The sequence below is a fragment of the Aquitalea sp. FG25 genome (assembly GCF_057809375.1).
Window position 1 is genome coordinate 117,409 of sequence record NZ_JBMDJV010000002.1, and the last position, 23,987, is coordinate 141,395.

A 23,987-nucleotide genomic window follows, 5' to 3' on the forward strand; every position below is an offset into this window, starting at 1 on the left:
GGGTCTCACCAAACGGAGACAAACCGAACATCATGATGGCGTGCCGCCACCGTTATTGATGATGGCTGGCATATCAAACCAGTTCAGCTCACCCGTCAGCTTTTGTTCCTGGATGACGACATAGCCACGGCTGGTAAATGCGCAGAGCAATACCAAGCCCTTATCTCCATCCACAATATTGGGGAAAACGTATCTTCTCCCATTGGGGCCGTATGGCTTATTGAAGTGGTAAGTAGTTGCGGAAACCCATGCGTTGTCCTGCACCGTATAAGGCAGCAATACCGGAGAGAAATTAACTAGGAACTGAATGTCAGCGGCCATGAGTGGCATATAAACCCTGGCACCCTTTGGCATCGCCGCACTAGCGCTATCGGTGGCCGGTGCATTGGTCGCCATTCCACTGCCAACCTTTTCTCCATACACACGGCCATCTGCAGCATAGACGACGGCTGGTTGGCGATAGGTCACACCATCAACAGCCCACTCAAGCACGATATTTGCAAAGGCATTGGGAAACTGTAGCAGTACCGTATCCAGGTTGATCCAGCTTTCAAACTGGGGCACTCCCGTTCCACTCCACTCCGCAGCCAATGTGGTTTCCCAGCCATCTAGATAAACGGCCTGACCAGGATTCGGTGCAACACCTGGGAAATAGCTAGTATTCGGGATTGCCATCATTGCTCCTCAAAATGCAGGTTCCAGCCCCAGCTTGCGGAGCGGATATCGGTGTTCTCGGTGATCGTGATAAAGCCGGTCATGCGCGGCCAGTAGTAATACATGCCATTGCGGACCACGCCTGGAATGTCCAGGCGCTCACTGACGACCGTGCCAATTGGCACCGCCCTGGGCGCAGCGCAGTCCAGAATGTGGGGGATTGTTTGATCCAGGGCAGCCAGCGGGGCTGGCATCCAGCCAGTCGCGGCGATATCGGAACGGATCTTCTCCCAGCGGGACTGCATCACGCCCCGACCGGAGCGCATGCGCAGCAGGTTGCGCCCGCCTGCACGGTCATAGGTCTGCGTTAATTTCACGACGGCTTTGACGGGAATTAACGTGCCATCAATGCCCAGCGTCAGTGCGTATTCGTGGACGTTTGCCATGTTCAGCCTTGTTTCAGATTCATCAGGGTCGCGGCCTTCACCAGCTGCTGGACGGCATCGTCATCGCCATAGAGCGGCACGGGGGCGGCCTGGCCTGGCAGATAGATATTGAGCGGGGTCTTTTGGCTGGCCGGGCTGGCGGTCGCAACTGCCTGCATGGTCGGGATGCCCGCCATGGCACGGCTCACTGCCGGCAACTGGCCAACGGCACCGCCTATAGCAAAGCGTGGCAGGCGCATCTGGTTGATGGCCTGCAGCAGGCCGGGACCGTAGTAGCTGGTGGCTGCGGCCTTGACCACAAATTCCCCATCACTCAGCCAGCTGAGGATGCTGTCCGAGGTGCCGGTACCGGGGCCGGAAATGGCACCGCCTTCTGCATTGGACTGGATTTCAGACAAGGGCCGGTCCGCCAGACCCAGTGTGCTGCGGGCATCGGTACGGTACTTGCCATCTGGCCCTACCAGCTCCACGGCAATCTTGATCGGTTTGGCTGTCGCCGCCTGCTGGATACGGTTCATCATGCTGTCCATATCCTGCAGGGCCTGTTGGTCGTTGATGCTGACCGAGATATCCAGCTTTTGTACCGCAGCAGCAGCGGCCTTGATGGCTTCGATCTGCTCAATGGCCTTTTGCATGGTGGACTTGGCCGTTTTCTCCATGCCGGCATCGGCGCTGTCCTGGGAGCGGCCTGCCTGGTCATTCATGAGGTTGAATTCGCCCTCAGTGATCTTGCCGTTCGTGCGCAGCTGGTTGATCACCTCCATTACCCGGCTGAATGCTGTTTCGGCGGCAGCGGCATCCCGTGCAGCTTTCTGGAAGTCACTGTCCAATCCAGTATTGCCTGCCGTCTGCTGGCTGGTGGCGGCTTTACGGGCCAACTCGTTGGCTTTGCGCAGGCTTTCGTAGTAGTCGGTGACACCCTGTGGTTCTGCAGCTTTGGCGGCAGGATCGACTGCCTTGTTGTTGGCCCACACGTCCTGGTGCTTCCTGCGATCAGCAACAGCAGCCTGCAGCTGCTCGTTGGCCTTGTCGTACAGCTTCTGTTCCTTGGCCAGCGCAACTGCCAGCGTCTCCAGTTGGCCGGCCTTAATGGCCTTCACCTGGTTGCCGTAGGTCGTCTCCTGTTTCAGCCGCTGTGCTTGGTAATCGTCCAGCGCCTTGAGCGCTTTCTTGTAGGTGACAGCCTCGGCCAGGTACTTCTGGTATTCGGGGTCTTGGTCAGACCTACCACCGGCACGCGTCACGTCCTGGGCGCGCAGGTTAGCCTGGTCGATCTGGATCTGGTGAGCACGGTCGAGGTTCTCGCGGTAAGTCTTGAGCTGGGCGGTAGTCGCGCTGGCCAGCTCTTCTGCCGTGTAGACCCGCGTTACCGCACCGGTCCCACCAGAGCGGGCTGCCTGCTGCTGCAGACGGTTGATTTCCTCCAGCTTCTGCCGCTTTTGTTCCAGTGCGTCGACTTCCATCTGGTGCAGGTCGACTGCGGCGGGAATAACCTTGGTGACTACGTCGTAGCCCAGCAGCAAGGCCGATGTCACCAGACCAAGTCGGGCGGCAACCGCACCGAACACCGATATCAGACGAGTACCACCAACTGTCATTTCAGCAGACAACCCACCCCATGCCTTACTAGCGGCCTGAGATGCAACTTGCACGGTTTTGCTGGCAGCTTGACCAACCTTGCTGGCGGCATCAGCCGTTTTTGCGCCACCGGCTGCAGCACCAATAGCTGCAACCGTTCCCGTTGCCTCAATTGTGCTGGTCGTGGTTGCTGCTTTAATGGCAGGTGCAGCCTTTTTAACACCACCTTTGCCAACCACCGTGTTAACGATATCGCCCACGGTCTGGGCTTCTTTCAGTGTCCGCAGTGCGGTAGCAGCTTTGGTAGCAGCAGTAGCAAAGGTCACTAGATCGGTAGCCAGTCCAGCAAACAGTTTCTTTGCAGCCAGCGCACCATAAACCGCAGCCACCGCGATGATTGCATCGTGATGCGCAGTAAGGAACTTGGCGGTGCCGATGGCAATCTTGCCCAGGGCCTGCAGCGCGTCTGCGATGTCGTGGGCGATCTGGGATAGCTCGCCGGTTTCCTTCATCTTCTGCAGGGCAGCCGTCAGCTGGTTGATGCTGTCCTTGGCAAACTGCAACAGCCCGGCCTGGCCAATGCTGTCCAGGAACTCCTGCCACAGGTCGGTGGCATTTGACACCACCCCGTTCCAGGTCTGCATCTGGGAGGCGGCCGCACCAGCTGCATCGTTCTCCATCGCCTGCATCAGCGCAGTGATGGCCTCCCGGCCAAGCTGGCCGTTTTCGGACATCTTCATCAGCTCGGCGGCGGACTTGTTCATGGCCTTGGACAGCAGATCCCACACTGGGACACCGGCCTCGTTGAGCTGCATGATCTCTTCGCCCTGCAGCTTCTGCTTGGTCCAGGCTTGGCCCAGTGCCAGGGTGATGCGCTCCAGCATTTCCTGGGACGCACCCAGTTTGGCCGCCTGGTCGATGATGGCCTGCATGCTGCCGGCAGTCGGGTCCAGCCCGTAATTGCGCAACCGGATATAGGTCTGGGTCAGGTTAGTGACCTGAAATGGGGTATTGATCGCCTGCTGCTTGATATAAGCGAAGGCCTCACCACCCTTTGTGGCAGACTTTTCAACGGCGTTTAACTGGGTGCGCAGGGTTTCAAACTGGCCAGCCGTGGACAGAATGCTCCGGGTCAGCGCCAGCGCGGCATTCAGCGATACCACTGCGCTGGCCATGGCCACCAGCTTGCCGGCACCTGTCATCAGGAAGCTGCTGGCGGGCATATTGCCTTGCAGCTCAGCGCGCAGTTCGGCAATCCTGGCCTTGGCAGCCGTGGCCGCCCTGGACAGCTCGGCCATGCTGATAGCCGGGTTCTGGGTCAGGCGCGTGAATGCAGCCGACACCTGCTGGATTTCACGCTGGATATCAGTCTGGGAGCGAATACCCAGCACGTCACGAGCAGCGCTGGTGCGCTGGGCTTGTTTGACTGGTGCTGCAGGAGCTGTAAACAGCTTGACCTCTTCGGCACCGCCACGCAGTTCCTGGCGCAAGGACGCGATCCGGGCCTTGGTCGCAGCAGCCGCCCGGTCCAGCTCGTTATGCGAAACCGTACCGGTGGCAGCAAGGCGGTCATACGCTGCTTGCACCTGGCTGATTTCGCGGGTGATATCCAGCTCGGAGCGGATACCCAGGACATCGCGGGCGGCACCAGTGCGGCGCACCTGGTTGACCGATGCAGATGGGGCTGCAAACAGCTTGACCTCCTCGGCACCGCCGCGCAGCTCCTGGCGCAGTGCGGCAATGCGGGCCTTGGTCGCAGCGGCGGCTCGGTCCAGCTCGTTATGCGAAACCGTCCCGGTGGCTGCGAGGCGGTCATACGCTGCCTGCACCAGGTTAATTTCGCGGGTGATATCCAGCTCGGAGCGGATGCCCAGCACATCACGGGCAGCATTAGTGCGGCGGTTCTGGATGACGCTTGCTGATGCTTTTGCAATCGCGCTGGCCATCTTGCCCTGTTCGACGGCCAGATTGCGGGTATCCACACCGGCAGCGGCCAACGCCTGGCGCATGGTGACCACCGCTGCCACTTGGCCACGCATGGCCGCCTCTGTCTTGCTGATAGCCGCCTCAGTTTGGGCCAGCGTCTGGCTTTGCTGCAGGGTGCCGCCACTATCACCCAGTGCCTTGCGTACCTGCTCAGCCGTGGTCTTCAGCTTGACCAGGGCGGTACCGGTGCTGTCAGCATCGTCCTTGGCCTGTTTAAACAGGCTGATCTGCTTGGCCTTGTCCGCCATGCCCTTGAGTGCCTGGCCATAGATGGTTTCCGCCTTGGTCACCGCAGTGACAAAGTCGGAGCTGTTGGCCTTGATCAGGTATTCCAGGGTTTTCATGTGGTGTTTCGGCTATTCAGATCATCAATGACGGCGGCAAAGAAGCGCAGCGGGTACTGGGCGGCATTGGGGTGGCCCGCTTCAATCAGCCGGCCCAGATTGGTTTCTAGTTGGCGTAGCTGCTCAGCTTGGTCAGGGCAGTTATCTCCGCCCGGTCCTTCGCCTGTTCCAGCCGCGCCTTCATGCCGAAAAAAAGTGGGTTCAGCTCCCGACACTTGGCGCGCAGCTCCTGCAGTTCAGAGTCGGCCAGGCTGTCCAGTACGTCCTGCGCCATCGGAGCCATAACACGCAATTCATCAAGGCGAACATCCGGTAGCAGCATGGTGTTCAAGACAAGGTCAGCCTGCTCCGGGATCAGCACGACATCACCATACTGCTGTATGGATTCCACCAACATGGCGCGAATATCCGCGACGGTCAGTTCGCGGATGGTGATGACGTGGTCACCGATAGGGGTGGATTTTTCGATACGCATGACAAGCTCCAGGGCGCAGCCAAGCTGCGCCCATCGGTGATGGTGGTGGTTTAGCTGAGCAGGGTTTCGCGCACCCACTGCGAGATACCGTCACCGGTCTGCAGCGGGTCTGCCAGTACCTCGAACTTCAGGCCGGCACTGCGGAAATCCTTGCCCAGGATGGAGTACTTGTCGGCAAAGCCGAACTTGCCCCGGAACACCTCCATCACCACCTGCTTGCGGCTGGCCTTGTTCACGCCATGGAAGATCAGGCTGCGCTCTTTCTGGGAGCCGGCCAGCCACTCGACCACATTGGCCTGCAGTGCCTTGTAGCTGACCTTGATCTTTGTGCCGTCCGCGATAGCGCCACCGGCCAGCGGGATGATGCCGGCTGCAGTCGGGAAGTAGTCCTTACCGGCGATATATGGCTGGCCACCGGCATTGGGAGCGACAACAAAATCACCGGCACCGATATTTTCCAGCGGCACCAGCGCGCCCTGGTAAGCGGTCTGGACTTCGTCCGTAATTGCCAACTCAGCACGCTTGTTAGCAACGCCCATGGTCATTTCGGCAATGATTTCCGGCTGGAAGGTAGTCACCTTCAGATCCAGAGATACCGACTTCACCGAGTACAGCTTGTCGTAGTTGCCCTGGCCGGTGTAGGAGTCCGGCAGCTCCTGAGTTTCCTGCTCAATGGTCAGGTCAGCGGTTTCGACCATGGCAAACGGGGTGTATTTGGGGACACCATACTCAGCCATCAGGATCTGGCCGGAGACCGAGTAAGAGTGTTTTTCAGGGGTTAGAATGACTGGTGCGTAGCTCATGCTTCAGGCTCCGAGAGAGTGGATATGGACTGCTTGGCCGTTGCCGGCTTAGCAATGTTGTTGCGGTACAGCCAGGCGGCCGTGCTGGGTGATACGTCCAGCTTTTCGCCGGCTGGGTAGGTCGTGCCAGCGTTCTTGTGCTCCTGGAGCAGTTCGACTTGCTCCTTCTGGGGCGATGCCATGGGGTCTCCTTTCATGCATAGAAATCAGCGGTAAACAGCAGCGGGAAATAGCCCCAATCGCTCACATAAAGGGCGGCGGGTGGCGTGGACGCCTGCAGTGGGTCATACAGCCCGGCATCCGGGGTCCATCCCAGCAGGGCATCGCGCACCCCAGCCAACAGTTCTCCAGCCTCGGCCAGCATCTGATCCGGATCACCCTGAAGAGCCGCCACGACCATCCACTGCTGCAGGATGTGGTTCTGGGCTTCTTGCGACTGACCATCACCCGGCAGCACATCCCGCACGTAGATCACATACAGGGACGGCGAGACTTGCTCGCCACTGGTCACATCGCTCAGCTCACCGCGCTGTACGATCTGGCGGACGTCATTGATCTGGCTTTTGAGCTGGGTGACGATGTGCTTGCCCAGGGCGAGGTGGTCGGGACGCATCAGTAGTCCCTCATGCTGCGGCGGGTAAACTTGCGGCGCGGGCCAGACATGACCACCTTGCCGGTGGAGCTAGCCGGGGTCTCCGGTACTGGCAACCCCAGCGATACCACGCCATTGGCCACATCCTTGAGCCACTTCACCCCGTCGTCGTAGCGCTTGGTCACTTCTTCACCAGGCTGGCTGGAATACAGGAAGTAGCGCACCAAGTCGGCAGCAACACGCTCTAGCGCACCAGGAACAAACGGCACCGGCAGGGTGTAGCGCTTGCCCAGGTAGGAATTAATCAGCTCGGTGGCATCACTGATGGCACGCGTGACCTTGCCCTGGTCGACCTCCCCGGTTTTGGTCGGGTCGGTAACGCGCAGCAGGAACTCCCGCCCGAAGCGGTCTTCCAGTCCTTGCTGGGTGATGTAAGGGGTAGAAGTAGTCATGCCCGCATTGTGCGGGCATGGGGAGTGCAAAAAAGGCGGGAAAGGGTTCGGTAGTAGTCAGTTCTCTGGGTAGAACCAAGTCGGGATAGCTACTGATCTGTCGAAGTAAGTGCCCATGCCATTGTGATAGTATGGCTACTGTCGGCTAGAAGCAGTGATTGCCGAGATATGGGACCGAAGCCTAAAGATCGGCCTCAGCCGTCTATCGCACACCAGATAGAAGAAGGCTGCTGTCATGTTGAAAGCAGCCTAAAACATCTCTATTAAAGCGGGGCCGATTCAGAAGGAAGTCGAGAAGTCTTTCTCCACGAGGCCAATGAGGCCCAACCCTGCGCAATAAAGCCGCGCAGCGCCCCTGGCCTTGGACGTTGGGCATCACCATTACGAGTACTGAGATCACAGGAGTTCTTATGAGCAAGCTTTCCAAAACCAAAGTTCAAGTATTGGATCAATTCGAGGCAAGGACTGATGAATGGTCCTTCGGCGCTTTTGAAAAGGCGCTCGAACAGGCAATGGGTGCCAGATACGGAAATTATCAAACGGCAAAATCGACGATCGCGGAAGCTGATCATGATGGTCGGTGGCCTAATACGGTAAAGAGATACGTATTGTCCAACTACCGAGCTTTCGGAAATTCTCCACTTGTAAGCATTGCCAACCGTATCCTTGCCGGTCTGACTGAGGAAGAGAAGTCATATTGGAAGCCCGCCGCCAACAAGTGATGCCCAACCCATCATTTTTTAGTCCCTCGTAATGGATACCGAAGAACTTCCGCTCCTTGATGCACTGCGCGGCTTGGCCATGCTCCAGCAGGAATTTCTTCGTCTCGCGCTTTTCGTCGCGTCGGAGGGCCCAGCAACCTTCGAAGGGGAAAAGCTAACTTGTACGCTTGGTGACGGACAACGGCGCACAAGCACGTTTCTGGCGATGGCTGCAGGCCAGTCATTTGAAACGTTGCTGCATGTGGCGAAGCTTCGCGGCATCCCGGTTCGAGATGCGTATCCGGTCGCTAGATCGGCAATCGAGTCCTTCGTAAACGCTAGCTATCTCTTGGCCGAATCGGACAATGTTGCCGCACGAGCCATCCGGTACATCGACTTTGCTGCTTGGCGTCACCATAATCGGAAATTTGGGAGCGGTGAGTTCTCGATTGAAGTTCTCTCCGACCCTGATCCCCAGGCCACGCTCACGCAGGAGTATCCCGAGTTCAGTGGTAAGGGTAACGGCTCGTGGACTAAGCTAGATGTGCCTAGCCGCATAAGGAGAGTTGGCGAATTAGCGGGACGGCGGTCTGGGTCACGCCTACTTGCAGCTTATGGTCTGATCTACTCTCTTTCATCCGAGATCATTCACGGTTCTCCCTTCGGTGCAAGCTACTTCTACTCCGCGCATTTGAAGGGCGAAAGAACTACTGAGGCATTTCAAGCTGCGACCGTGCGTCATCTGGAAGAGATATTCATCGGCGTGCTGCACGCTGGTTGCGGCTACCTTGCTGCGTTCTTTGGGCAACAGAACATGCAAGCACCATTGAACGCAGAGGAAAAGATATTTGCGCGGCTCCTAGAGCTGAGTACAAAGCCATCGTCTTCATTTCCGCCTGCCATGCCACAGGCAGCCGACACAGACAGCGAAGGATGAAATGCTGCCCAACTCATCATTCCACCGGACCTGCGAGAAAAGCCGTGCAGGTCCGGTGAATTCAAACGTTAGTGTCCACTTTCTCATAAAGACATCGACTGCTTCGGGTCGTTTTAAGACATTGGGGGTGGGGGCTCTCGGCCTGGAGCAGCCGATCGTCACTCTTCATGACTGGATGGTGTTGGAGGGAGAAGTAGTCATGCCCCCATTGTGTGGGCATGGGGAGTGCAAAAAATGCGGGAAAGGGGCCGGTAGCTGGCGCTAGAAGCCCATATCATTGAGTCGCTTCTGCAGACGGCGCTCCAACCCTTCTCGGTAGAGAATGCCGCCGACTTCAACGAGCAGAGTCATATCATCCTCAGATAACAAGCTCTGGCTCAAGTAAAGCCACGTGGCCAGCTTGACAGTAGCATCATCAATGTTCGTTTGCTGGCCACTGGCATCCAGCATCTGCGCTTGTGCTTCAAATAGGGCAATTATGGGATTCGTATCCATCACCTGCCTCCTGAAGACTACTTAAGGATGATTGTTTTTAAGTGGATCTGCTGTACATGCAGACACACCATCTTTGCGAACTGCCGTGGATAAATAGCGCTTACCTTGAGAATCTTTGCGCAGACAAAATCGTACGTTATGACGGCCATACTGGCCATCCATATCGAAGGATAGTGGCGTATCCAATGGTAGGGATTTGGCTGGGTGGCGGGTTACATCAGACTGCGCTTCCCCATAGGGCACACAGGTAGAGGCTGAGTCCGGTAAGGGTTTTCTCCATACTTTGAACCATGCATCCCAGAGGTATCCTGGTGCGCTTGGAGACTCGCTGAAAACACGGAACGCTAGTCCCATATCCTTCATGTAGTCTTCCGGTTTCTGGGGAAGTGGTCCCTGCGAGAAGATGCACGGCTTACCACTTTGAAGAGTGAGACCAGCCACTGCATCATAGGGTTTGGACATTGCGGTCGCCCATGTCGATATGCTCCCTAGCAACATCAAGAATGCCATTTTTTTTAATGTCATGGCTTTGGCTCCACTTTAGTCGTCTGTGGTAACAAGGTTGGATCTTTCGGAGTATTGATGAAGCGTGTCAATGCAGCTCGTAGACCGGGCAGTCTGTTGGCATACAATGACATACTCAACGCAGTAGCGCCAAAGTAATGGGAAACCAGCTGGGCCTGCTGCTCCATATTGAAATCGGGCATTGTCTTGCCTTTATCCTCGCCATCAAGGTTGTAACGATACGCAGGTGCAGGCTGACCTTTTACGCCATCGTCCGAGTATCCCCCTCTAGTGCTTAGCTTGATGCCCGCCCAAACGACTGAATAGCCAAGCTGGTATTGCCAAACGTGAGTCATCTCATGAATGAACCAGACTTGAGTACCAGGCTCGACGGAAGGAGCAGAAAAATCTGGCTCATACGCGCTCGAGGGGAAGTGAATCTCCCCTTTCGGCGTCATGGCGTTGTCAGAGCGGTCCGGCTGGCCGAAGAGACCACCCTTGTGGATTTTGACCAAGCTATAGTCGATGGCGTCTTTAAAGACTGTCTTCGCCATCGCGATCTCACCTGCTGTCATTGGCCGCACATCAGGTGCGGGCAGGGTGTGATTGACCACGGATGATCCAATCGCTTGCGAGTTGGTCTTAATGCCTTTTAACTCAACCTTCATCGCGGGTGCTGGCGCGCGCCCACCTGCCTCGCACATGTGGTCGGCAGCACAGTCACAGCCATAAAACATGTCCTGATAAAATTCGGCACTGACAATATCTTGCGCACTGTCTGTTTCGATCCGCTGCGTTTTTCCTTCCGCATCAGTCGAGCCCTTGATGACGGAACCATCTGCCAGCGTCAATGCATATGCGGTATTCGCCAAAGCACTATTATTGGGAAGGTCGAATTTGATTTGTTCATCAAATGACGGTGTGGAAGCTGCTGCCTTCTGCAGTACGGATGCGATTAGAGAACCAGCCATCATCGCCTGCCCGCCAGAAGTGACGTCGATAGTCGCTTGACTCTGCGTTGCAATCAAGGTTGCACCACAAGATGTCATCATCCCCTCAACCGCGACGTTTTTACCGAAGTAAGTCACATTCTGCGCGCCAGCAACAATGACGAAGTCCCGCTTGCATTGGGGGCAATGGCCTTTGTGGCCAACACCGGCTGCATTTTTTCCATAGACGGACAGGTGAGGAAATGCTTCCAGCACCGTACCGCCGTGTGATGTTGGATCACCCTCTCGGATAATTGCTTTTCCCATCGCCTGCTCCAGCATGATTCATTGAAGCGAATGATTTTACCATGCCAAGGGCATGATAAAAATTGACCATGGTTCAAGCTGGCTACCAGCTACAAATGACCAGCTCCGCGCTGGCCTTCCCCCTGTTCTGGTTCACGCTGTACTGGATGGCCACTTGCTCCATCCTGAAACCCGCGAACACGTCACGCATATCCAGGTGGTCGTTGATGCTCAAGATCACCTTGCCCTTGCAGCTGCGCATCACCTCGGCCAGCGCCTGATACTCTTCAAACGGAAACGGCACCCCATAGCCTGCGGTCTTCCAGTACGGTGGATCAGCATAGAACAGGGTGTGGGGGCGGTCGTATTTCTGGATACAGGTTTTCCAGTCCAGGTGCTCGACGTAGGTCCGGGCCAGGCGCAAGTGCGCAGCCGACAGTTCCTCCTCAATGCGCAGCAGGTTCATCCGGGGCGGACTGGTGGAGGCGGTGCCGAAGGTCTGGCCACTGACCTTGCCGCCAAAGGCCATCTTCTGCAGGTAGTAAAAGCGGGCTGCCCGCTGGATATCCGTGAGGATGACCTCCGGCGTGATCTGCAGCCATTTGTACATTTCCCGCGAGATCAGCGCCCACTTGAACTGGCGTACAAACTCCTCCAGGTGGTGCTGCACCACCCGGTAGAGGTTCACCAGTTCGCCCGAGATGTCGTTCAACACCTCGACCTTGGCGGGCTTCTTCATGAAGTACAGGGCCGCTGCCCCGCAGAACGGTTCCACATAGCAGGTATGCGCTGGGAACAGCGGCAGGATGTGTTTGGCCAGGCGGCGCTTACCGCCTATCCAGGGAATGATCGGAAAGGTTTGCATCAGGCGATGTCCTGTCTGGCACGCCCTGGTGCACTGGTGGATGGCTCGTGGCCGTGAAATGATTGAGTGTCCGGCAGCGCGGACACTTGATACTGAGGGTAATGTACTGGCCTTCGGCCATTTTCCGGCCGCAATGGCCACAGCGAATATCGGTGTTCATGTCTCTGCAAGGTCGTTAAAACCCGTTAGAATTGCCAGGCTTTCGTGCACGAAAGTGGCAGCCTCGGGTTGGCCTGCAGGTCAGTTCTGCGGTCAGCTGTCCGGGTAGGTGTTAGTAGCACCCACCCGGTCGCTGTCTCTCTATTGCCTTACGGCGTCATCAGGACAGTTTCAATTCCACTAGCACGCCCGGACGGGCGCACAGCGGCAGCGGATTGGACTGGGTATGGACATCAACACCACGGTCAAAATCGGTGTTCTTGATCTTGGCGTAGTACGGCTGTCCCAGGGTGCCGACGGCTTCCATGAAATCACCCGGTGCGTCGTACATCAGGAAGGTCTGGCGGGTGCCCTGCGGATAAGCGTGGCCGGTGCCTGCACTGATCAGCGACACGGTGCTCTTGCCATCAGCCTTCGGCACTTCACCGGTGTATTCCGCAAAAGTCACACCACCGAACTTGAAGCCGGCGCGCACGTCGCCACCAATGTTCTCCTGGGCGGCCATCCAGCCTTGAAATGCCTTTTCCACGTTCGGGTGGGTGGTGAAAGCATCCATAAAGTTGGCATCGACAAATGCTCCAACACCAGTGGAAACATCGCCCAGCAGGTTCTTTTCAACGTGGCGGCATACATCCATGCAGGCTTTTTTCACATTGAATTTCGGGTCAGACAGCTTGAATTCGATCACCGCTTTCTGGATGCCGAACTCTTTGTACAGGTCGTACATCACGTCGCCGTCACCATCCAGAATGATGCCTTTCAGCGCACCCAGCATCATCCATTCCTGGGTCAGGTCGTGGCGAACCTTCATGTCCTGCAGATGGTTGTTCACCACGTTGGCGACGTCTGCTACCGTCAGGGTGTCGTTGCCGCCAAAGACGCGGGAACCCATGATCTCGGCTGCCAGAATGGTGTCGTCGTGCGGAATATGCGGCACCCCGAAGAACCGCACGTTCTTCTTGTCACGCTTGGTGCGCTGGCCCGGACTACCCACGTCCTGATTGGACAGCAGGTGAAGTCGGCCACCGGCATATTCCAGCGCGACGGTGCGGGAATTTACGCCCTTGCGTACAAAGATGCCGGACTGGCCTACCTTGGAATAGGTGTTCGGCAGCAGCTTGGTCGACTCGGTCAGGCTGGCGATGGAGAACGCGGGATCTTTCAACAGATCAGCGATAGATTGAGGCATGGCTCAGTTTTCCTTTGCTTGAAGTCGTGACGGCTGGTGACGCTTAGTCGCCGGCACGCTCGGTGATGCGAATGCCACGGGCCGACAGCTGGCGGTAAACGTGGCGATAGTGGGCGGCGGCAGAGGTTTGTGCAGCCAGCAGCTCCGGTAGCGTGTCGAGCGCGACCAGGCAATCACCGGCTACCGTGCCCACCTCACGGGAGGTGACACCGGCATCGGCTGCCGGCAGTGCATGGCGGGTCACGCCCAGCACGAAAGCCAGCGGGTCATCACCGGCATGCCAGGGAACAGACAGCTCATCGTCCAGCGTGGCCACGCCCAGGATGGTGCCTGCGGGCAATGCTGCCGGGCCGACTGCCAGGGTTTCGCAGCATTCATCCGGCTCACCAACCAGCGGGATCTGAGGCGGCAGGGTCTGATTGATCGTCAGGGAGTCCATGACTTTCCTTTTCTGGCCAAGGGCCGGGTTGGGTTATTTGGTGCCTGCGCGGGCCTTGGCGTTGGCAATCAGCGGGTTTTCGCCAGCCTGCTGGTTTTCATGCTTGCTATTGGCGGCTCGCGTGGTGGTTTCGGTACCGGGCTGGACCACAACCGGGGCCGACTTCACAAAGTCCTGAAAGGCCTTCATGTCGGTACTGCACATGGCTTGGTAGAAGTTGCGACTTGCCGGCGTGATCTTGCCGGCAGCAATCGCTTCATCCAGTACCTTGTCGACTGCGGCGGCAGCGGTACCGGCTTGCAGCTGATGCAGCGAGTTGGCCACGCGCTCGTACTCGGCCTTGGGCACAAAGCCGGTCATGATGCTGTTGGCCACCGTCTTGAGGTCGGCATCGGCCGCAGCACCGGTTGCCTGGCGCAAACTGTTCATGGCGGTCTGGGTGTCGGTACTCGCTGATTTCAGCGCCTTGACCGAGTTGATGGCAGTTGCGGTATCTGCTGCCGGGTCTAGCCCCAGCAGCTCAATCAGTTGTTTCAGCAAGTCCACAGAGGTCTCCATAGTGTTGAGGGCACGTAAAAACAGGTTGGGTTGGTTGGTCAGTCCCACGGCGACCAGGCGGACCACGCGGCCGCTGGCATCAAAATCGAAGACGGGTGACAGGTAGCGCCACTTCTTGTCCGTGATCCGCTGGATGGCATCGGCATTCCATTCAATGCGTGCCCAGGTCTCGCCATCCCGGATTTCCAGCTGCTTGATCCAGCCAGCAGCTTCTGCTTTCTGGCCAGTCTGCAGGCACACCATGCTGAGGTGGTCGTAATCGACCACCGGCTCAATGCCCCGCGTCTGGTTTGCTGCAAAGTCAGTCAGTACGGCGGCAGTGTCGGTATGCCACGGTCCACGGCCATCGCGGCCCATGAACGTGCCAGCCGGAATGACTGGGCACCACTCTGGCGGCTCACCATTCGGTCCCAGCGCCAGGGCGATGGAGAGCGCGATGGCGCAGCTCGCCCGCTGCAGGCCATCAGGCTGCAGACTGTTGAGTGCGCGGATAACGTCGTCGGGAATGAGCTTCATGGGCTGCATTGTGCGCAGCCTGGTGAAGACAAAAACGGAGGAAGGGATTCGGTGAAATGAAAAAGGCACACGGTGATGTGTGCCTTTGAGGTCGAGAGCTATGGTTTATTTTTTTCGGCGTACATCCGTGCTGCATCAGGAGATGATGATTTCCACAAATGTCCACAGCTACGGCATTTGCATTGAAATTTTGCACCTGGCAGCGGAGCAACAACCTCTACATCCCTGAAGCAATCATCAGCCGCTTTATGTCGGGCTCGAGCTTGGCCTGAGTTATCACGGCATTTACTGCAGTAAAGCATGGTCATGACATTCCTCTCTATGAAAGTGACCAGTGACTAGCTTCCCAGAAGTGATTTCTGAAGACAATCACGAAATCCACACCCGCCCATTGTCTTTGCCTCACGAATTAACACGCGTTAACGGGGGTAGACGGCGTTTTACCCCATTGCTACCAACCCTTGCGGTCTTCCTGCACTGCGCATGCGCCAAGGGCGGTTTATGGGGAAAGTCAGGTTTGCTGGAAATGAGTGGCCAGTATGCCCAGCAACTTGGCTTCTGCAGGATCGGCCAGCGTGCCATCGACATCGACCGGCAAGTACTGACGCATCGGAATGGTGACTTTGAGGCCTCGGCCCGCCTGGCCACCAAAGTTCTGGATGGCGGCATAGGCGTCCAGCCCATTGCCCCAAGGACCAAAGCGCAGGCTATCGCTGGTGGCGTCGTAGCTGAAGGCGGCCCGGCGCAGCGTGCCGTCCACCTGCAGGATACGTTTAGCCGCCAGCCGCCTGGTACCTGCCGCACTCAGCTTGCCGTCCTTTTTGTAATTCTTGCTGCCGCCATGGTTGCGCAGATAGTTGGCCAGCGTCAGCTCGGCATTGGGTGCCCAGGGCTGGCCATGCCAGTCCGCCTGGTCGGCAAAGCGCTGGTCCGTCTCGGCCTTGGCCCACTCGGCAAAATCCAGCAGTGCCGGTCGTAGGTTGTGGGCTTGGGCCAACAGTTGGCCCAGTGCCTGGCCGACACTGTCGTTGATGACTTGGATTTCAAAGCTGTTGTCACTCATAATGAATACAAGCCGTGCAGAAGTACGTGAAACAGCGCATTACGTACTGCAACCCCGAAAGGGCGTGCACACGCAGGGGGTGGCGTCCTGCCTGCATGGCTATCCTCCTCATATGATCCGCCGATACATCGCCGGATTATTCAAATCCCGCAAATCCACATAGCCCAAAGTCGTCAGCGTATTGGTCTGTAGTGGTACCCGTTTCCCGGTCTGATCTTTGTCTTTCACGCGGTAATTTGCATTGATCACCGCTTTCATATAGCGCTGGCCATCCTGGGCTTTCCACACGACTAGGTAAACAGGCTCAGGCTGATCATTATTAACCTGCTGATAAACGCGTTCCGGCTCCCACATGCCCACGACGGTCTGCATGGCATCGTCCAGGGCAATCCGCTTGTCAGCCTTGGCCCCGGTATCGCGCAGGGCATGCTTGACCTCTGCATCATCGACCGACACCACCGCCGTGGCCAACGGCTCGCCCGTGGCCTGCTCAATCTTGTCGACCAGTTGCGGTGAGAGCGCACCGATGTGGAAGCGCTGCTTGGTCGGGCGGTAGCTGGCCGGGTCCGGGTAGATCTGCTGCACCAGCGGCTGCCAGCGTTCCTGGATGACCTTGTCCAGGGCATCGATATTGTTGACCGCACTCTGGATGGCATCGGCACCGATCCGGGCCGAGGTGGTCGCCGCTTTGTCCAGTAACAGCTTGCCGACGTAGGACTGACCAGGGGCGTAGTCCCAGCCGAAGTCGATGCCATCCGGCACATAGACCACGCTGCCATCATCCTGCTCAACGCGGCGCGTCTGAATGACCGGTGCCGTATCCGGGCCGTCCTTGCCGTACTTGTCACGCAGCTCCTGCAGCGAAACCGCATGCACGGTGCACTGGCAGCCCCAGCCATTCGGTGGGTAATGGGTCTGCCACCACGGATCATCGGCGCGCAGGATCAGTCCATTCCACGCCTGGTGCTGCGGCCTGGGGCGCAGTACCGAGTCGGAATGCACATAGCGCCAGTACGGCCTCACCTTCAACATGTCCGGGTCGGTCAGTTGCTGGTAGCGGCCAGCGGCATAGCTAGTCTGCAGATTGGTCTGGTAAATGACGCGGGTACGCCAGTTGCGGCCACCTTTGAAGTCCCAGCCATGCGTGGCCACGATCTGGTCAAAGTCGCGCCGGAAGTCAGCCAGCGTGCTGTCGCCTTCAATGGCCTTACCCACCGCCTGGCGCAGATCCTCCAGCAGGTCGCTGGCCATGGCCCCGGCCACCACAAAGGAGCGGTCATGCTGCGCCGTCATGATGTCGGTCCACTGCTCCGTTGGCAGGTTCAGCTTCTGCTGGAAATAGTCCAGCTGCGTCTGCCATGGCTGTTTGAAGACCGCGCTCAGTGGTGCCGCATTATCGGCCATTGCTCACCTCATAGCGCCCGGACAGCTCAGCCAGGCTGAACGCGGTATTCATCACCCGCTGCAGCTGGCTCACCGGCAAGTCACCAAACGCACCGGTCAGCCACGCATGGAAGGACTCAAGATCCGGAGCATCAGCCAGCGCCTGCCGAATCACCTGCAGCATGGCCTCCATCGGGTCGGCGGTCTGGCTGGTTAGTTGTTCCAGGAGCGGTGCCATCGGGTCTGCAGTCTGACCGGGCTGCAGCGCATTCATCGCACGATAGCGATTCATCGCCTGCTGGACTGGGGCATCAACCGGCACCAGTATCGCCTCGCCCGGCTTTGGACGTGCCAGACCGAAGCGGGTGTAAATTGACTCCTGACTAACTGGCAAACCTGCACGTACCAGCTTGTCCACTACCCCAGTCAGGGCAGTCAGGTCTTCTGGTTTGTTGATACGCAGCTTGATGGTGGGATAAGCCGACTGCACGCCTAGATTGAGGTCCACCACCGGCTTGACGTAGTCACGGCTGAGGGTGGCTTCCAGCTGCTGGACATCGGCTTCCAGGATGTCCTCTCGCACCTCGTTGTGAACCTTGCCCAAGGCATAGGCACCGCCGCCATCTGCGCCACCGGTATTGGTCGACAAGGTCTGACCCAGCACGATCTTGCTGGTCTGTTTATCGAAGTACTCCGTCAGCCTGGCATAGATATCAACCGAGGCAGTCTTGTTGCCAGCGTCGACAAAGTCGATCTCCATGTTCTTGGGGATCGCTGCAGCCGCATCGGTACCGAGGCTGCGCAGGGCCATCAGCAGGGTTTCAATGTCATCCGGCGTGGCTGACACATCGTACTTGCCCACGCGCAGCGGCTGGCCATAGGCCTCGGCAAAGGTCACCCAGTCCTTGATTGCGTAATTGCTGAACAGGAATGCCCAGCAGGCCATGCGCGCCAGACCGCCCCGGATCAGCACCCCCGACTTGGCCTTCACCTTGTGGGTGATGAATTTGTACGGGGCCAGCGTCTCACCGTAGATATTGCTGTCCGAGCGCAGGTAGAGCGTTTCCGGCTCCTCGCGCCGGATTTGCAGCCAGTATGGCTGCAGGTAGGACAGGCCGACCGGCATCCACTGCTTGGCGCTGGTTTCCCAGTCAATTTCATGGACGCTGAAACCCTTGCCGATGGCGTCCAGGATATCGAACAGGTTTTCTTTGATCGGGGCCAGTGCATGCTCCACCAGCTCGGCAGCACGCTGGCTGACGGCATCGTCGCCGGCAGGCTCTACATACAGTTCCAGTCCGACCAGGGCGCGCTTACGGGTGGACAGTTCCGAGCCGTAATGCAGGTACTTCTCTTCCATGTCCTCAGCCAGGCGCAGGTATGCGCTGGCATCCCCATTCACAGCCTGGCGCAGCATGTGGCCCAGCAGCTCCGGGTCCAGCCCATGGCTGGCCGAGGCGATGATCTGACGCACCCCGGTGGTGGTTGGGGTAGCGATGGTTGTTTTAAGCAGGCCGGTGTTAATCGGCTGCCCGTTGTGATCCACAATTTGCGGCATGTTTTGCACTCCGTATGGTTACCAGGTACCGCGCCCGAATCGGGCCGACATGGCCATGCTCCCGCGTGGAATGGACTTGTAGCCCCTGGTGGCTAGCGGCGCGGCATCAATCACACGGGACGCATACACGGCCAGGGCTACGCCGACCGCCACGTCACCGTGGCGCTTGCCCTTGTCTTCACCGGTTGTGCGAGTGTCTGGGATACGCGGTACCCCCTTGATGATCTGCACGGCGCGCATATCGGCCAGCACATCCTTGTCCTTCGGCAGCCCGTCCAGGTCGCCGTCTTCCAGGGCGGCTTTGACCGGGGGCATGTGTTCGCGGTACCAGCTTTCAGACAACATCACCTGGTGGATGCGATCCGCCCCGTAGCGCTGCATGGCAACCTCGGCAAGATACTGGCCATTCCCACGCGCATCGAATGCACCACCGGCAAAGCCCGGCAGGTTATCCAGCAGATGGAAGGTGATTTGTTCTTGCTGGCGGAATGGCACGTTGCGCATTTCCAGGATGAAGGGCACGCGCTTGACCAGGTTTTGCATCTCAATCAAGGGGACATGGACCGATAAGTCACCACTGCGGGCAAAGTCCTCACCGTCAAAGCTGCGGACACCCTTGGGCAGCTTGTCCAGCTCCGGCTGCAGCACAGAATCAATCCAGTCCTGGCAGTGGCTGGCACGGACATGATCCGCCTCCAGCTCAAAGCCCAGCGGGCACTCATAGCGCAGCACCGGGGTGTCGGGTGACATGCGCTTTTCAATCAGCATGCTGCTGAGCCAGTTGCCGCCACTGTTCTTGGGGACGCAGCCGTACTCTTCGTCTGCTGACTCAGGGTTCGGGGCATTCTTGTATAGATCGGCCCGCCACTTCGCCTCGGCCTCTGCTGACCATTCCTTATTCGTGACGTAGCAAATACGCTTATACAGGCCATCGGCAATGGCATCGTCAAGCGTGATCCGATGGATGCTGTAGTCACGCTTGCCAGCACGGGCTTCCAGGATCAGCGCATTGAACAGGTTTTCGACCCCGTTATGCGTGCTGATCAGCCGCACCTTGTTGCCCCACATAGTCAGGGCCAGCGCGGCCTTGAGCAGCTCCTCGAGGGACTCATGAAATGCCGCTTCATCAATCACCACGTCACCCTGCAGGCCGCGCAGGTTGGAAGGCCGGCTGGACAGTGCCTGGATTTTGAAACCGGACTTGGGGAAGCGAATCATGTAGGAGAGGATTTCGTCCTGCTTGCCTTCGTCCCAAAAGGTCTGCTCGTATACATCGGCCTTAGCCAGCTCATTGAAGGCCCTAGCGAACAGTGCACAGGCGGCGATGTACTCCAGCGCCATCTCCTTCTTAGAGCCGACATAAAAGGTATTGCAGCCTTGGCGGCGGCGTGGGCGGGCAGCCTTCAATACATTGCGCCCAGCTTCTGCCCAGGTCAGACCGGTACGGCGCGACTTCTCCGCGATCATGATCTGGGACTCGTCATCAAACCAACGCTGTTGGTACGGCAGGAATACCGGCTGATTTTCCGGGATCGCGTCGGCCACTTCCTGCGGTACTACCACCCCGGCCAGCTCCAGCTCCTCGGCCAGGTTAATCTTGCGTGGACTGCCCAGGGCTTTTAACGGGGTTTGCTGCTGTACGGTCTCGGTCATCACTCTTTACCCAGCAGGATACGGCGGATGCTGCTTTCCATCTCTTCGCTCATGCCATCCGCGCCACGTAGTTCTTGCAGCTTCTGCTCCTGTTCGTCCAGCAGCGCAGCACGGGCCTTCTGCTCGATGCGCGCTTGCTCTTCCAGACGGAATTTCTTCTGGTTCACGCTGGCTCGGCTCAGGGTGGCGATGTTCTTGGCCACCTTGGAAAGCAGGCTGATTCGGTCTTCATTAGAGACACCCTCATCACCCGCTTCCTGCAGATCAACAATGGACTCGAACAACTGAGTTTGTACCAGGGCGAGCAAGGCTTCAGAGCGGGTGTCCGTGTCATCCGATGCGCCCTGGGTCAGCAGCTTTGCCGCTTCGGTACTTGCGCGGATCGCAGCAAAGCGGCGTTCGATCTTCTGGCCATAGCGATGGATGGCCGACTTGCTGATGCTGTAGCCCTTGTCGCGCAGCAGCTCCTCCAGTGCCTGGTAGCCACTGAAATTGCCGTCAACCAGGGACTGGTCTAACCACATACGCACATCATCCGGCAGCATGGAAACGCTATTGCGTGCAGCCATATCAGCTCACCAGTACTTTTCGGGGCGGGCGATGCCGGGTTGGCAGTCGATGGTGTACTCAGCAAGGTCGACACCATAACGGGTGATGTCCGCCCACCAATGCCCCGATGGCTCCTTACGCAATTTCACCATGACGCGGTCTTCCAGGTAATCCAGCTCCTTGCGCACCTCCAGTGGCGATACATCAGGGATGATGGTGCGCATGGTTTGCTGGATGACGTCTTCGATGATTTCATTGGGCCGGGCGTTATAGATGGCCAGTATCAGATACCAGCGGATGCTCTCGCGTCGTACTTTGGCGGGATCGATATTCATTGCGGTAGTCCTTTCAATTGGACGTTTTCGATTTTGAGGGCGACCGCATCCAGCTTGGCTTCGATCACGGTCTGGTTACGGACGTAGTCTTGTCTGAGCACGTACTGCAGCGGCAGCTCAGCCTGAAAGCGCAGGAAGTCCTTTTCGATGCGCTGCCAGCCATCGGACTCGCGCCGGTTCTGTTCCATCAGCTCGGCAAAGCGAGTATCCCAGTGGGTGCTGGTGGCCTTGTTCGCCTCATCAATGGCCTTGAAGCGCTGGTCCAGACGCTGCTCAATCTGACCCAGCAACAGCTTGCCGAAGGTGAAGAGCACACTCAGAAATCCCAGTAGCAGGCCGACCAGGTACCAAAAATCAACAGTGACCGTCACCGGTTTCCCCCATTTCGGCGCTCTGACAACGTGTACAACGCAGGCCCGGTGCCGCGACCTGCCGTTCTTGCGGAATCTCGCCCCCACAATCGATGCAATGCGTGGATGGCCGGCCATGCGGAACCAGTGCCTGGCGTTCTGCGATGTGACCTTCGCGCTCGTCCAGCTCCAGCTTCTGGGCACGATCAAACTGATCCATCAAAGGCCCCCATTGCCCGGTCTGCCCAGTACAGTGCTTCAGATAGACGTTTTGCAGCTTCTTTTGCACACTCTGCATCACCACCGAGCCGGGCGATCTGGCCGACTACCGCTGCCAGTTCCGCGCCCTTGATTTCCAGGGCATCCATCAAGTCGCCCTGGCTATGCGTACTGGTCTTGCCTTCTTCGGAAGCCAGGCGGCTAGCAGCCTCGGTAGCTGCCTGCAGCGAGGAAATCCCTTTAACGACATCAAGTTCCTGCTTCATTTCACACTCTCCGTATGCAGGGTGATGAAGGCATCCAGCTGCTGCTCCAGCTTCTGGCACCACTGGCCGTAATCTGCCGAGTGCGTCAGAAGGTCTGTGGGTGATAGCCCGGCTCCGGCGCTGCCGGCTTGATCGGCTTTTGCAGCATCTCCGGGGTTGGCTGCGGGCAGACCCGGATAACCTGCGGCGACGGGGTAGCCGAGGTTCTGGGTGTAGAGGTGCAGGCTTGCAGGGCCAATACCAGTCCAGTGCAGACCATCAGCTTGTACGGCATGGGGAATCTCCTGTTTCAGTTGCTGCTGGGTACGGGCCAGTTGGGCGCGGGTCTCCAGCAGGGCCGTACCGACCTGGTTGGCTTGCTGTTCCAGAAGCTGCTTGTCGCGCAGGGCTGTGGCCAGCTCGGCGGCCCATTGGTCTTTGAACTTGCCCAGCTGCTTCTCGTAGTCAGCCACCAGACGGATACGGACGGTTTCATCGACCTTGTGCTGGTCAGCGGCACCAGACTCAACACCGCGCTGATGCACCTGGTAGGTGATGAAGGCCAGGCCGGCCCCGATGGCCACGGCCTTTACCCAGGTTGGAATGAGTGGGACGGACATCATTGCTCGTCCCCCTTGGGTTGGTTGGTAGGCTGCGGCAAGGCATCACGGGCAATGGCTGCCCGCTTGCTGGCCTGGGCATGGGATACCCATGCCGCCAGATAAAGTCCATACAGCCATTCGGTTGCTCGGCCATGAACCACCTCCCAGACCAGAGAAAAGGTGGTAGCCACCAGAGCGACCGCAATGCAGAACTTGCTTTGCGACAGGCGCTGGGTAACTGGGTTGGTGAGGATGTCAGCGAGTTGCATGGCGGCGGTTCCTTCGCTTTGCTGCTGCGCGCCGGGCCTTGGCCACACCGCTAGGACCACGATGGCCTACCGGTGCAGCCCGGTGCCCCAGCATCCGCCTGGGAAACGGCGGCAGATGGTGGGCTGCCAAGGCGTGCAGCAACAGGTAAATGAGTGGCCGGTGCATTAGCTGGCCAGGACGTTCTTGGCCTGCGGCTTCATGCCGGCAGCCAGCCAGGTGGCGACGGTGAAGCCGGGGCAGGTTTTGGTCCATTCACTGGGTTCCACCGTGCCGTCACCATTCAGGTCCGGGGACAGATCACGATGCCCCACCACCGGCACACCGGGATACTTGGCCAGCAGCGACTTCACCAGGCTAGTCAGTGCCCCCCACTGCGCGGTGCTGTACTGATCCGTGCCCACCATGCAGATACCGATTGAGTTGGCATTGTGGCCAGCCACATGCGCGCCGATTTCATCCAGGGCGCGGCCAGTGGACTTGCTGCCATCAACGTCCAGAACGAAGTGGTAACCGATGGCTTTGAGATCGGGGTTATAGGCGGTAATGGCAGCCGGCTGACGGTGGAAACCACGCTGGGCATGCCACTGGTCAATGACAGCTGCAGCCGTCTTGGACGCAGCGCCAAGTACCTTGCCGTTGGGACTGGCAGCGCAGTGGATAACGATCAGATTGATGGTGCGGGACACGATTTTTCCTCATGCATGACATGAGGCAAATCGTAGGGAAAGTCAGGGGAAGGCCAGATTGGGAAAGGGTTCGGTAACTGTTCACACGTATGCGTAGTTGCGCCTGCGCCTAGGGGGTCTCCTTTACGAGCCAGACTTGACTCTGG

Annotated in this window: 30 protein-coding genes; 2 read left to right on the forward strand and 28 right to left on the reverse strand. The window is 58.2% G+C overall.

Features of this window, described 5'->3' with window-relative positions:
* Nucleotides 1–30: 30 nt before the first annotated feature.
* The 8 genes from ACODR9_RS02230 to ACODR9_RS02265 all read right to left on the reverse strand — a co-directional run bounded on the left by ACODR9_RS02230 (nucleotide 31) and on the right by ACODR9_RS02265 (nucleotide 7,330).
* A complete protein-coding gene (locus ACODR9_RS02230; RefSeq protein WP_488807376.1) occupies nucleotides 31–675 on the reverse strand; it encodes a hypothetical protein in 645 nt (214 codons plus the stop codon).
* On the reverse strand, nucleotides 675–1,100 hold the full coding sequence (locus ACODR9_RS02235) for a hypothetical protein (protein ID WP_488807377.1): 426 nt from the start codon (nucleotides 1,098–1,100) through the stop codon (nucleotides 675–677). The genes ACODR9_RS02230 and ACODR9_RS02235 overlap by 1 nt, the downstream gene beginning before the upstream one ends.
* Nucleotides 1,101–1,102: 2 nt before the next feature.
* A complete protein-coding gene (locus tag ACODR9_RS02240) occupies nucleotides 1,103–5,008 on the reverse strand; it encodes a tape measure protein (protein WP_488807378.1) in 3,906 nt (1,301 codons plus the stop codon).
* A 106-nt stretch (nucleotides 5,009–5,114) separates the two neighbouring features.
* Nucleotides 5,115–5,483, reverse strand: a complete 369-nt coding sequence (locus tag ACODR9_RS02245; RefSeq protein ID WP_488807379.1) for a hypothetical protein — start codon at nucleotides 5,481–5,483, stop codon at nucleotides 5,115–5,117.
* Nucleotides 5,484–5,533: 50 nt separating this feature from the next.
* The gene (locus ACODR9_RS02250; protein WP_488807380.1) at nucleotides 5,534–6,286 is read right to left on the reverse strand and encodes a phage tail tube protein; all 753 of its coding nucleotides are present in this window, start codon (nucleotides 6,284–6,286) and stop codon (nucleotides 5,534–5,536) included.
* Nucleotides 6,283–6,468 carry a DUF7210 family protein gene (locus tag ACODR9_RS02255; protein WP_488807381.1) on the reverse strand — a complete coding sequence of 62 codons (186 nt, stop codon included), beginning with the start codon at nucleotides 6,466–6,468 and terminating at the stop codon, nucleotides 6,283–6,285. Before ACODR9_RS02255 ends, ACODR9_RS02250 begins: the two co-directional genes overlap by 4 nt.
* 11 nt (nucleotides 6,469–6,479) lie before the next feature.
* Entirely contained in the window at nucleotides 6,480–6,899 is a 420-nt protein-coding gene (locus ACODR9_RS02260; RefSeq protein ID WP_488807382.1) for a phage tail terminator protein, read from the reverse strand.
* Entirely contained in the window at nucleotides 6,899–7,330 is a 432-nt protein-coding gene (locus ACODR9_RS02265) for a gp436 family protein (protein WP_488807383.1), read from the reverse strand. Before ACODR9_RS02265 ends, ACODR9_RS02260 begins: the two co-directional genes overlap by 1 nt.
* Nucleotides 7,331–7,740: 410 nt before the next feature.
* Here ACODR9_RS02265 and ACODR9_RS02270 point away from each other — a divergent pair, with 410 nt between their 5' ends.
* Both ACODR9_RS02270 and ACODR9_RS02275 read left to right on the forward strand, forming a co-directional pair.
* Nucleotides 7,741–8,052 (forward strand): hypothetical protein, encoded by a 312-nt coding sequence (locus ACODR9_RS02270; RefSeq protein ID WP_488807384.1) that lies wholly within the window; start codon nucleotides 7,741–7,743, stop codon nucleotides 8,050–8,052.
* 31 nt (nucleotides 8,053–8,083) lie between these two features.
* Nucleotides 8,084–8,968 carry a DUF5677 domain-containing protein gene (locus ACODR9_RS02275; protein WP_488807385.1) on the forward strand — a complete coding sequence of 295 codons (885 nt, stop codon included), beginning with the start codon at nucleotides 8,084–8,086 and terminating at the stop codon, nucleotides 8,966–8,968.
* Between the two features lie 261 nt (nucleotides 8,969–9,229).
* Here ACODR9_RS02275 and ACODR9_RS02280 read toward each other — a convergent pair whose 3' ends face one another.
* The 20 genes from ACODR9_RS02280 to ACODR9_RS02375 form a co-directional block, all read right to left on the reverse strand.
* Nucleotides 9,230–9,463, reverse strand: coding sequence for a hypothetical protein (locus ACODR9_RS02280; RefSeq protein WP_488807386.1), 234 nt, complete (start codon nucleotides 9,461–9,463; stop codon nucleotides 9,230–9,232).
* Nucleotides 9,464–9,484: 21 nt separating this feature from the next.
* Nucleotides 9,485–9,988 carry a hypothetical protein gene (locus ACODR9_RS02285; protein ID WP_488807387.1) on the reverse strand — a complete coding sequence of 168 codons (504 nt, stop codon included), beginning with the start codon at nucleotides 9,986–9,988 and terminating at the stop codon, nucleotides 9,485–9,487.
* Nucleotides 9,985–11,238: a PAAR domain-containing protein gene (locus tag ACODR9_RS02290; RefSeq protein WP_488807388.1), complete on the reverse strand. Its 1,254-nt coding sequence runs from the start codon at nucleotides 11,236–11,238 to the stop codon at nucleotides 9,985–9,987. Before ACODR9_RS02290 ends, ACODR9_RS02285 begins: the two co-directional genes overlap by 4 nt.
* Nucleotides 11,239–11,305: 67 nt before the next feature.
* Nucleotides 11,306–12,067 (reverse strand): DNA adenine methylase, encoded by a 762-nt coding sequence (locus ACODR9_RS02295; RefSeq protein ID WP_488807389.1) that lies wholly within the window; start codon nucleotides 12,065–12,067, stop codon nucleotides 11,306–11,308.
* Entirely contained in the window at nucleotides 12,030–12,227 is a 198-nt protein-coding gene (locus tag ACODR9_RS02300; protein WP_488807390.1) for a Com family DNA-binding transcriptional regulator, read from the reverse strand. Before ACODR9_RS02300 ends, ACODR9_RS02295 begins: the two co-directional genes overlap by 38 nt.
* A 159-nt stretch (nucleotides 12,228–12,386) precedes the next feature.
* Complete coding sequence (locus ACODR9_RS02305; protein WP_488807391.1) at nucleotides 12,387–13,415, reverse strand: major capsid protein; 1,029 nt, start codon at nucleotides 13,413–13,415, stop codon at nucleotides 12,387–12,389.
* 43 nt (nucleotides 13,416–13,458) lie between these two features.
* Nucleotides 13,459–13,854: a hypothetical protein gene (locus tag ACODR9_RS02310; protein WP_488807392.1), complete on the reverse strand. Its 396-nt coding sequence runs from the start codon at nucleotides 13,852–13,854 to the stop codon at nucleotides 13,459–13,461.
* Nucleotides 13,855–13,887: 33 nt separating this feature from the next.
* On the reverse strand, nucleotides 13,888–14,928 hold the full coding sequence (locus tag ACODR9_RS02315) for a phage protease (protein ID WP_488807393.1): 1,041 nt from the start codon (nucleotides 14,926–14,928) through the stop codon (nucleotides 13,888–13,890).
* 511 nt (nucleotides 14,929–15,439) lie between these two features.
* A complete protein-coding gene (locus ACODR9_RS02320) occupies nucleotides 15,440–15,991 on the reverse strand; it encodes a phage virion morphogenesis protein (protein ID WP_488807394.1) in 552 nt (183 codons plus the stop codon).
* A gap of 108 nt (nucleotides 15,992–16,099) precedes the next feature.
* Nucleotides 16,100–17,395: a phage head morphogenesis protein gene (locus ACODR9_RS02325; protein ID WP_488807395.1), complete on the reverse strand. Its 1,296-nt coding sequence runs from the start codon at nucleotides 17,393–17,395 to the stop codon at nucleotides 16,100–16,102.
* A complete protein-coding gene (locus tag ACODR9_RS02330; protein WP_488807396.1) occupies nucleotides 17,385–18,932 on the reverse strand; it encodes a DUF935 domain-containing protein in 1,548 nt (515 codons plus the stop codon). The genes ACODR9_RS02325 and ACODR9_RS02330 overlap by 11 nt, the downstream gene beginning before the upstream one ends.
* Nucleotides 18,933–18,950: 18 nt before the next feature.
* Nucleotides 18,951–20,585 (reverse strand): hypothetical protein, encoded by a 1,635-nt coding sequence (locus ACODR9_RS02335; RefSeq protein WP_488807397.1) that lies wholly within the window; start codon nucleotides 20,583–20,585, stop codon nucleotides 18,951–18,953.
* A complete protein-coding gene (locus tag ACODR9_RS02340) occupies nucleotides 20,585–21,154 on the reverse strand; it encodes a DUF3486 family protein (RefSeq protein WP_488807398.1) in 570 nt (189 codons plus the stop codon). The genes ACODR9_RS02335 and ACODR9_RS02340 overlap by 1 nt, the downstream gene beginning before the upstream one ends.
* A 6-nt stretch (nucleotides 21,155–21,160) precedes the next feature.
* A complete protein-coding gene (locus ACODR9_RS02345) occupies nucleotides 21,161–21,469 on the reverse strand; it encodes a hypothetical protein (RefSeq protein ID WP_488807399.1) in 309 nt (102 codons plus the stop codon).
* Complete coding sequence (locus tag ACODR9_RS02350; RefSeq protein WP_488807400.1) at nucleotides 21,466–21,840, reverse strand: hypothetical protein; 375 nt, start codon at nucleotides 21,838–21,840, stop codon at nucleotides 21,466–21,468. Before ACODR9_RS02350 ends, ACODR9_RS02345 begins: the two co-directional genes overlap by 4 nt.
* Entirely contained in the window at nucleotides 21,824–22,039 is a 216-nt protein-coding gene (locus ACODR9_RS02355) for a TraR/DksA C4-type zinc finger protein (protein ID WP_488807401.1), read from the reverse strand. Before ACODR9_RS02355 ends, ACODR9_RS02350 begins: the two co-directional genes overlap by 17 nt.
* Complete coding sequence (locus ACODR9_RS02360; protein WP_488807402.1) at nucleotides 22,026–22,304, reverse strand: hypothetical protein; 279 nt, start codon at nucleotides 22,302–22,304, stop codon at nucleotides 22,026–22,028. Before ACODR9_RS02360 ends, ACODR9_RS02355 begins: the two co-directional genes overlap by 14 nt.
* Nucleotides 22,301–22,903 carry a hypothetical protein gene (locus tag ACODR9_RS02365; RefSeq protein ID WP_488807403.1) on the reverse strand — a complete coding sequence of 201 codons (603 nt, stop codon included), beginning with the start codon at nucleotides 22,901–22,903 and terminating at the stop codon, nucleotides 22,301–22,303. The genes ACODR9_RS02360 and ACODR9_RS02365 overlap by 4 nt, the downstream gene beginning before the upstream one ends.
* Nucleotides 22,903–23,154, reverse strand: coding sequence for a DUF2644 domain-containing protein (locus ACODR9_RS02370; protein ID WP_488807404.1), 252 nt, complete (start codon nucleotides 23,152–23,154; stop codon nucleotides 22,903–22,905). The genes ACODR9_RS02365 and ACODR9_RS02370 overlap by 1 nt, the downstream gene beginning before the upstream one ends.
* Nucleotides 23,155–23,319: 165 nt before the next feature.
* Entirely contained in the window at nucleotides 23,320–23,841 is a 522-nt protein-coding gene (locus ACODR9_RS02375; RefSeq protein WP_488807405.1) for an N-acetylmuramoyl-L-alanine amidase, read from the reverse strand.
* Nucleotides 23,842–23,987: the final 146 nt, after the last annotated feature.

What these genes read in the sequence shown, in the direction of transcription:
- ACODR9_RS02230 (WP_488807376.1), bottom strand. Translation starts at nt 675, where the DNA reads ATGGCAATCCCGAATACTAGCTATTTCCCAGGTGTTGCACCGAATCCT.
- ACODR9_RS02235 (WP_488807377.1), bottom strand. Translation starts at nt 1,100, where the DNA reads ATGGCAAACGTCCACGAATACGCACTGACGCTGGGCATTGATGGCACG.
- ACODR9_RS02240 (WP_488807378.1), bottom strand. Translation starts at nt 5,008, where the DNA reads ATGAAAACCCTGGAATACCTGATCAAGGCCAACAGCTCCGACTTTGTC.
- ACODR9_RS02245 (WP_488807379.1), bottom strand. Translation starts at nt 5,483, where the DNA reads ATGCGTATCGAAAAATCCACCCCTATCGGTGACCACGTCATCACCATC.
- ACODR9_RS02250 (WP_488807380.1), bottom strand. Translation starts at nt 6,286, where the DNA reads ATGAGCTACGCACCAGTCATTCTAACCCCTGAAAAACACTCTTACTCG.
- ACODR9_RS02255 (WP_488807381.1), bottom strand. Translation starts at nt 6,468, where the DNA reads ATGGCATCGCCCCAGAAGGAGCAAGTCGAACTGCTCCAGGAGCACAAG.
- ACODR9_RS02260 (WP_488807382.1), bottom strand. Translation starts at nt 6,899, where the DNA reads ATGCGTCCCGACCACCTCGCCCTGGGCAAGCACATCGTCACCCAGCTC.
- ACODR9_RS02265 (WP_488807383.1), bottom strand. Translation starts at nt 7,330, where the DNA reads ATGACTACTTCTACCCCTTACATCACCCAGCAAGGACTGGAAGACCGC.
- ACODR9_RS02270 (WP_488807384.1), top strand. Translation starts at nt 7,741, where the DNA reads ATGAGCAAGCTTTCCAAAACCAAAGTTCAAGTATTGGATCAATTCGAG.
- ACODR9_RS02275 (WP_488807385.1), top strand. Translation starts at nt 8,084, where the DNA reads ATGGATACCGAAGAACTTCCGCTCCTTGATGCACTGCGCGGCTTGGCC.
- ACODR9_RS02280 (WP_488807386.1), bottom strand. Translation starts at nt 9,463, where the DNA reads ATGGATACGAATCCCATAATTGCCCTATTTGAAGCACAAGCGCAGATG.
- ACODR9_RS02285 (WP_488807387.1), bottom strand. Translation starts at nt 9,988, where the DNA reads ATGACATTAAAAAAAATGGCATTCTTGATGTTGCTAGGGAGCATATCG.
- ACODR9_RS02290 (WP_488807388.1), bottom strand. Translation starts at nt 11,238, where the DNA reads ATGCTGGAGCAGGCGATGGGAAAAGCAATTATCCGAGAGGGTGATCCA.
- ACODR9_RS02295 (WP_488807389.1), bottom strand. Translation starts at nt 12,067, where the DNA reads ATGCAAACCTTTCCGATCATTCCCTGGATAGGCGGTAAGCGCCGCCTG.
- ACODR9_RS02300 (WP_488807390.1), bottom strand. Translation starts at nt 12,227, where the DNA reads ATGAACACCGATATTCGCTGTGGCCATTGCGGCCGGAAAATGGCCGAA.
- ACODR9_RS02305 (WP_488807391.1), bottom strand. Translation starts at nt 13,415, where the DNA reads ATGCCTCAATCTATCGCTGATCTGTTGAAAGATCCCGCGTTCTCCATC.
- ACODR9_RS02310 (WP_488807392.1), bottom strand. Translation starts at nt 13,854, where the DNA reads ATGGACTCCCTGACGATCAATCAGACCCTGCCGCCTCAGATCCCGCTG.
- ACODR9_RS02315 (WP_488807393.1), bottom strand. Translation starts at nt 14,928, where the DNA reads ATGAAGCTCATTCCCGACGACGTTATCCGCGCACTCAACAGTCTGCAG.
- ACODR9_RS02320 (WP_488807394.1), bottom strand. Translation starts at nt 15,991, where the DNA reads ATGAGTGACAACAGCTTTGAAATCCAAGTCATCAACGACAGTGTCGGC.
- ACODR9_RS02325 (WP_488807395.1), bottom strand. Translation starts at nt 17,395, where the DNA reads ATGGCCGATAATGCGGCACCACTGAGCGCGGTCTTCAAACAGCCATGG.
- ACODR9_RS02330 (WP_488807396.1), bottom strand. Translation starts at nt 18,932, where the DNA reads ATGCCGCAAATTGTGGATCACAACGGGCAGCCGATTAACACCGGCCTG.
- ACODR9_RS02335 (WP_488807397.1), bottom strand. Translation starts at nt 20,585, where the DNA reads ATGACCGAGACCGTACAGCAGCAAACCCCGTTAAAAGCCCTGGGCAGT.
- ACODR9_RS02340 (WP_488807398.1), bottom strand. Translation starts at nt 21,154, where the DNA reads ATGGCTGCACGCAATAGCGTTTCCATGCTGCCGGATGATGTGCGTATG.
- ACODR9_RS02345 (WP_488807399.1), bottom strand. Translation starts at nt 21,469, where the DNA reads ATGAATATCGATCCCGCCAAAGTACGACGCGAGAGCATCCGCTGGTAT.
- ACODR9_RS02355 (WP_488807401.1), bottom strand. Translation starts at nt 22,039, where the DNA reads ATGGATCAGTTTGATCGTGCCCAGAAGCTGGAGCTGGACGAGCGCGAA.
- ACODR9_RS02360 (WP_488807402.1), bottom strand. Translation starts at nt 22,304, where the DNA reads ATGAAGCAGGAACTTGATGTCGTTAAAGGGATTTCCTCGCTGCAGGCA.
- ACODR9_RS02365 (WP_488807403.1), bottom strand. Translation starts at nt 22,903, where the DNA reads ATGTCCGTCCCACTCATTCCAACCTGGGTAAAGGCCGTGGCCATCGGG.
- ACODR9_RS02370 (WP_488807404.1), bottom strand. Translation starts at nt 23,154, where the DNA reads ATGCAACTCGCTGACATCCTCACCAACCCAGTTACCCAGCGCCTGTCG.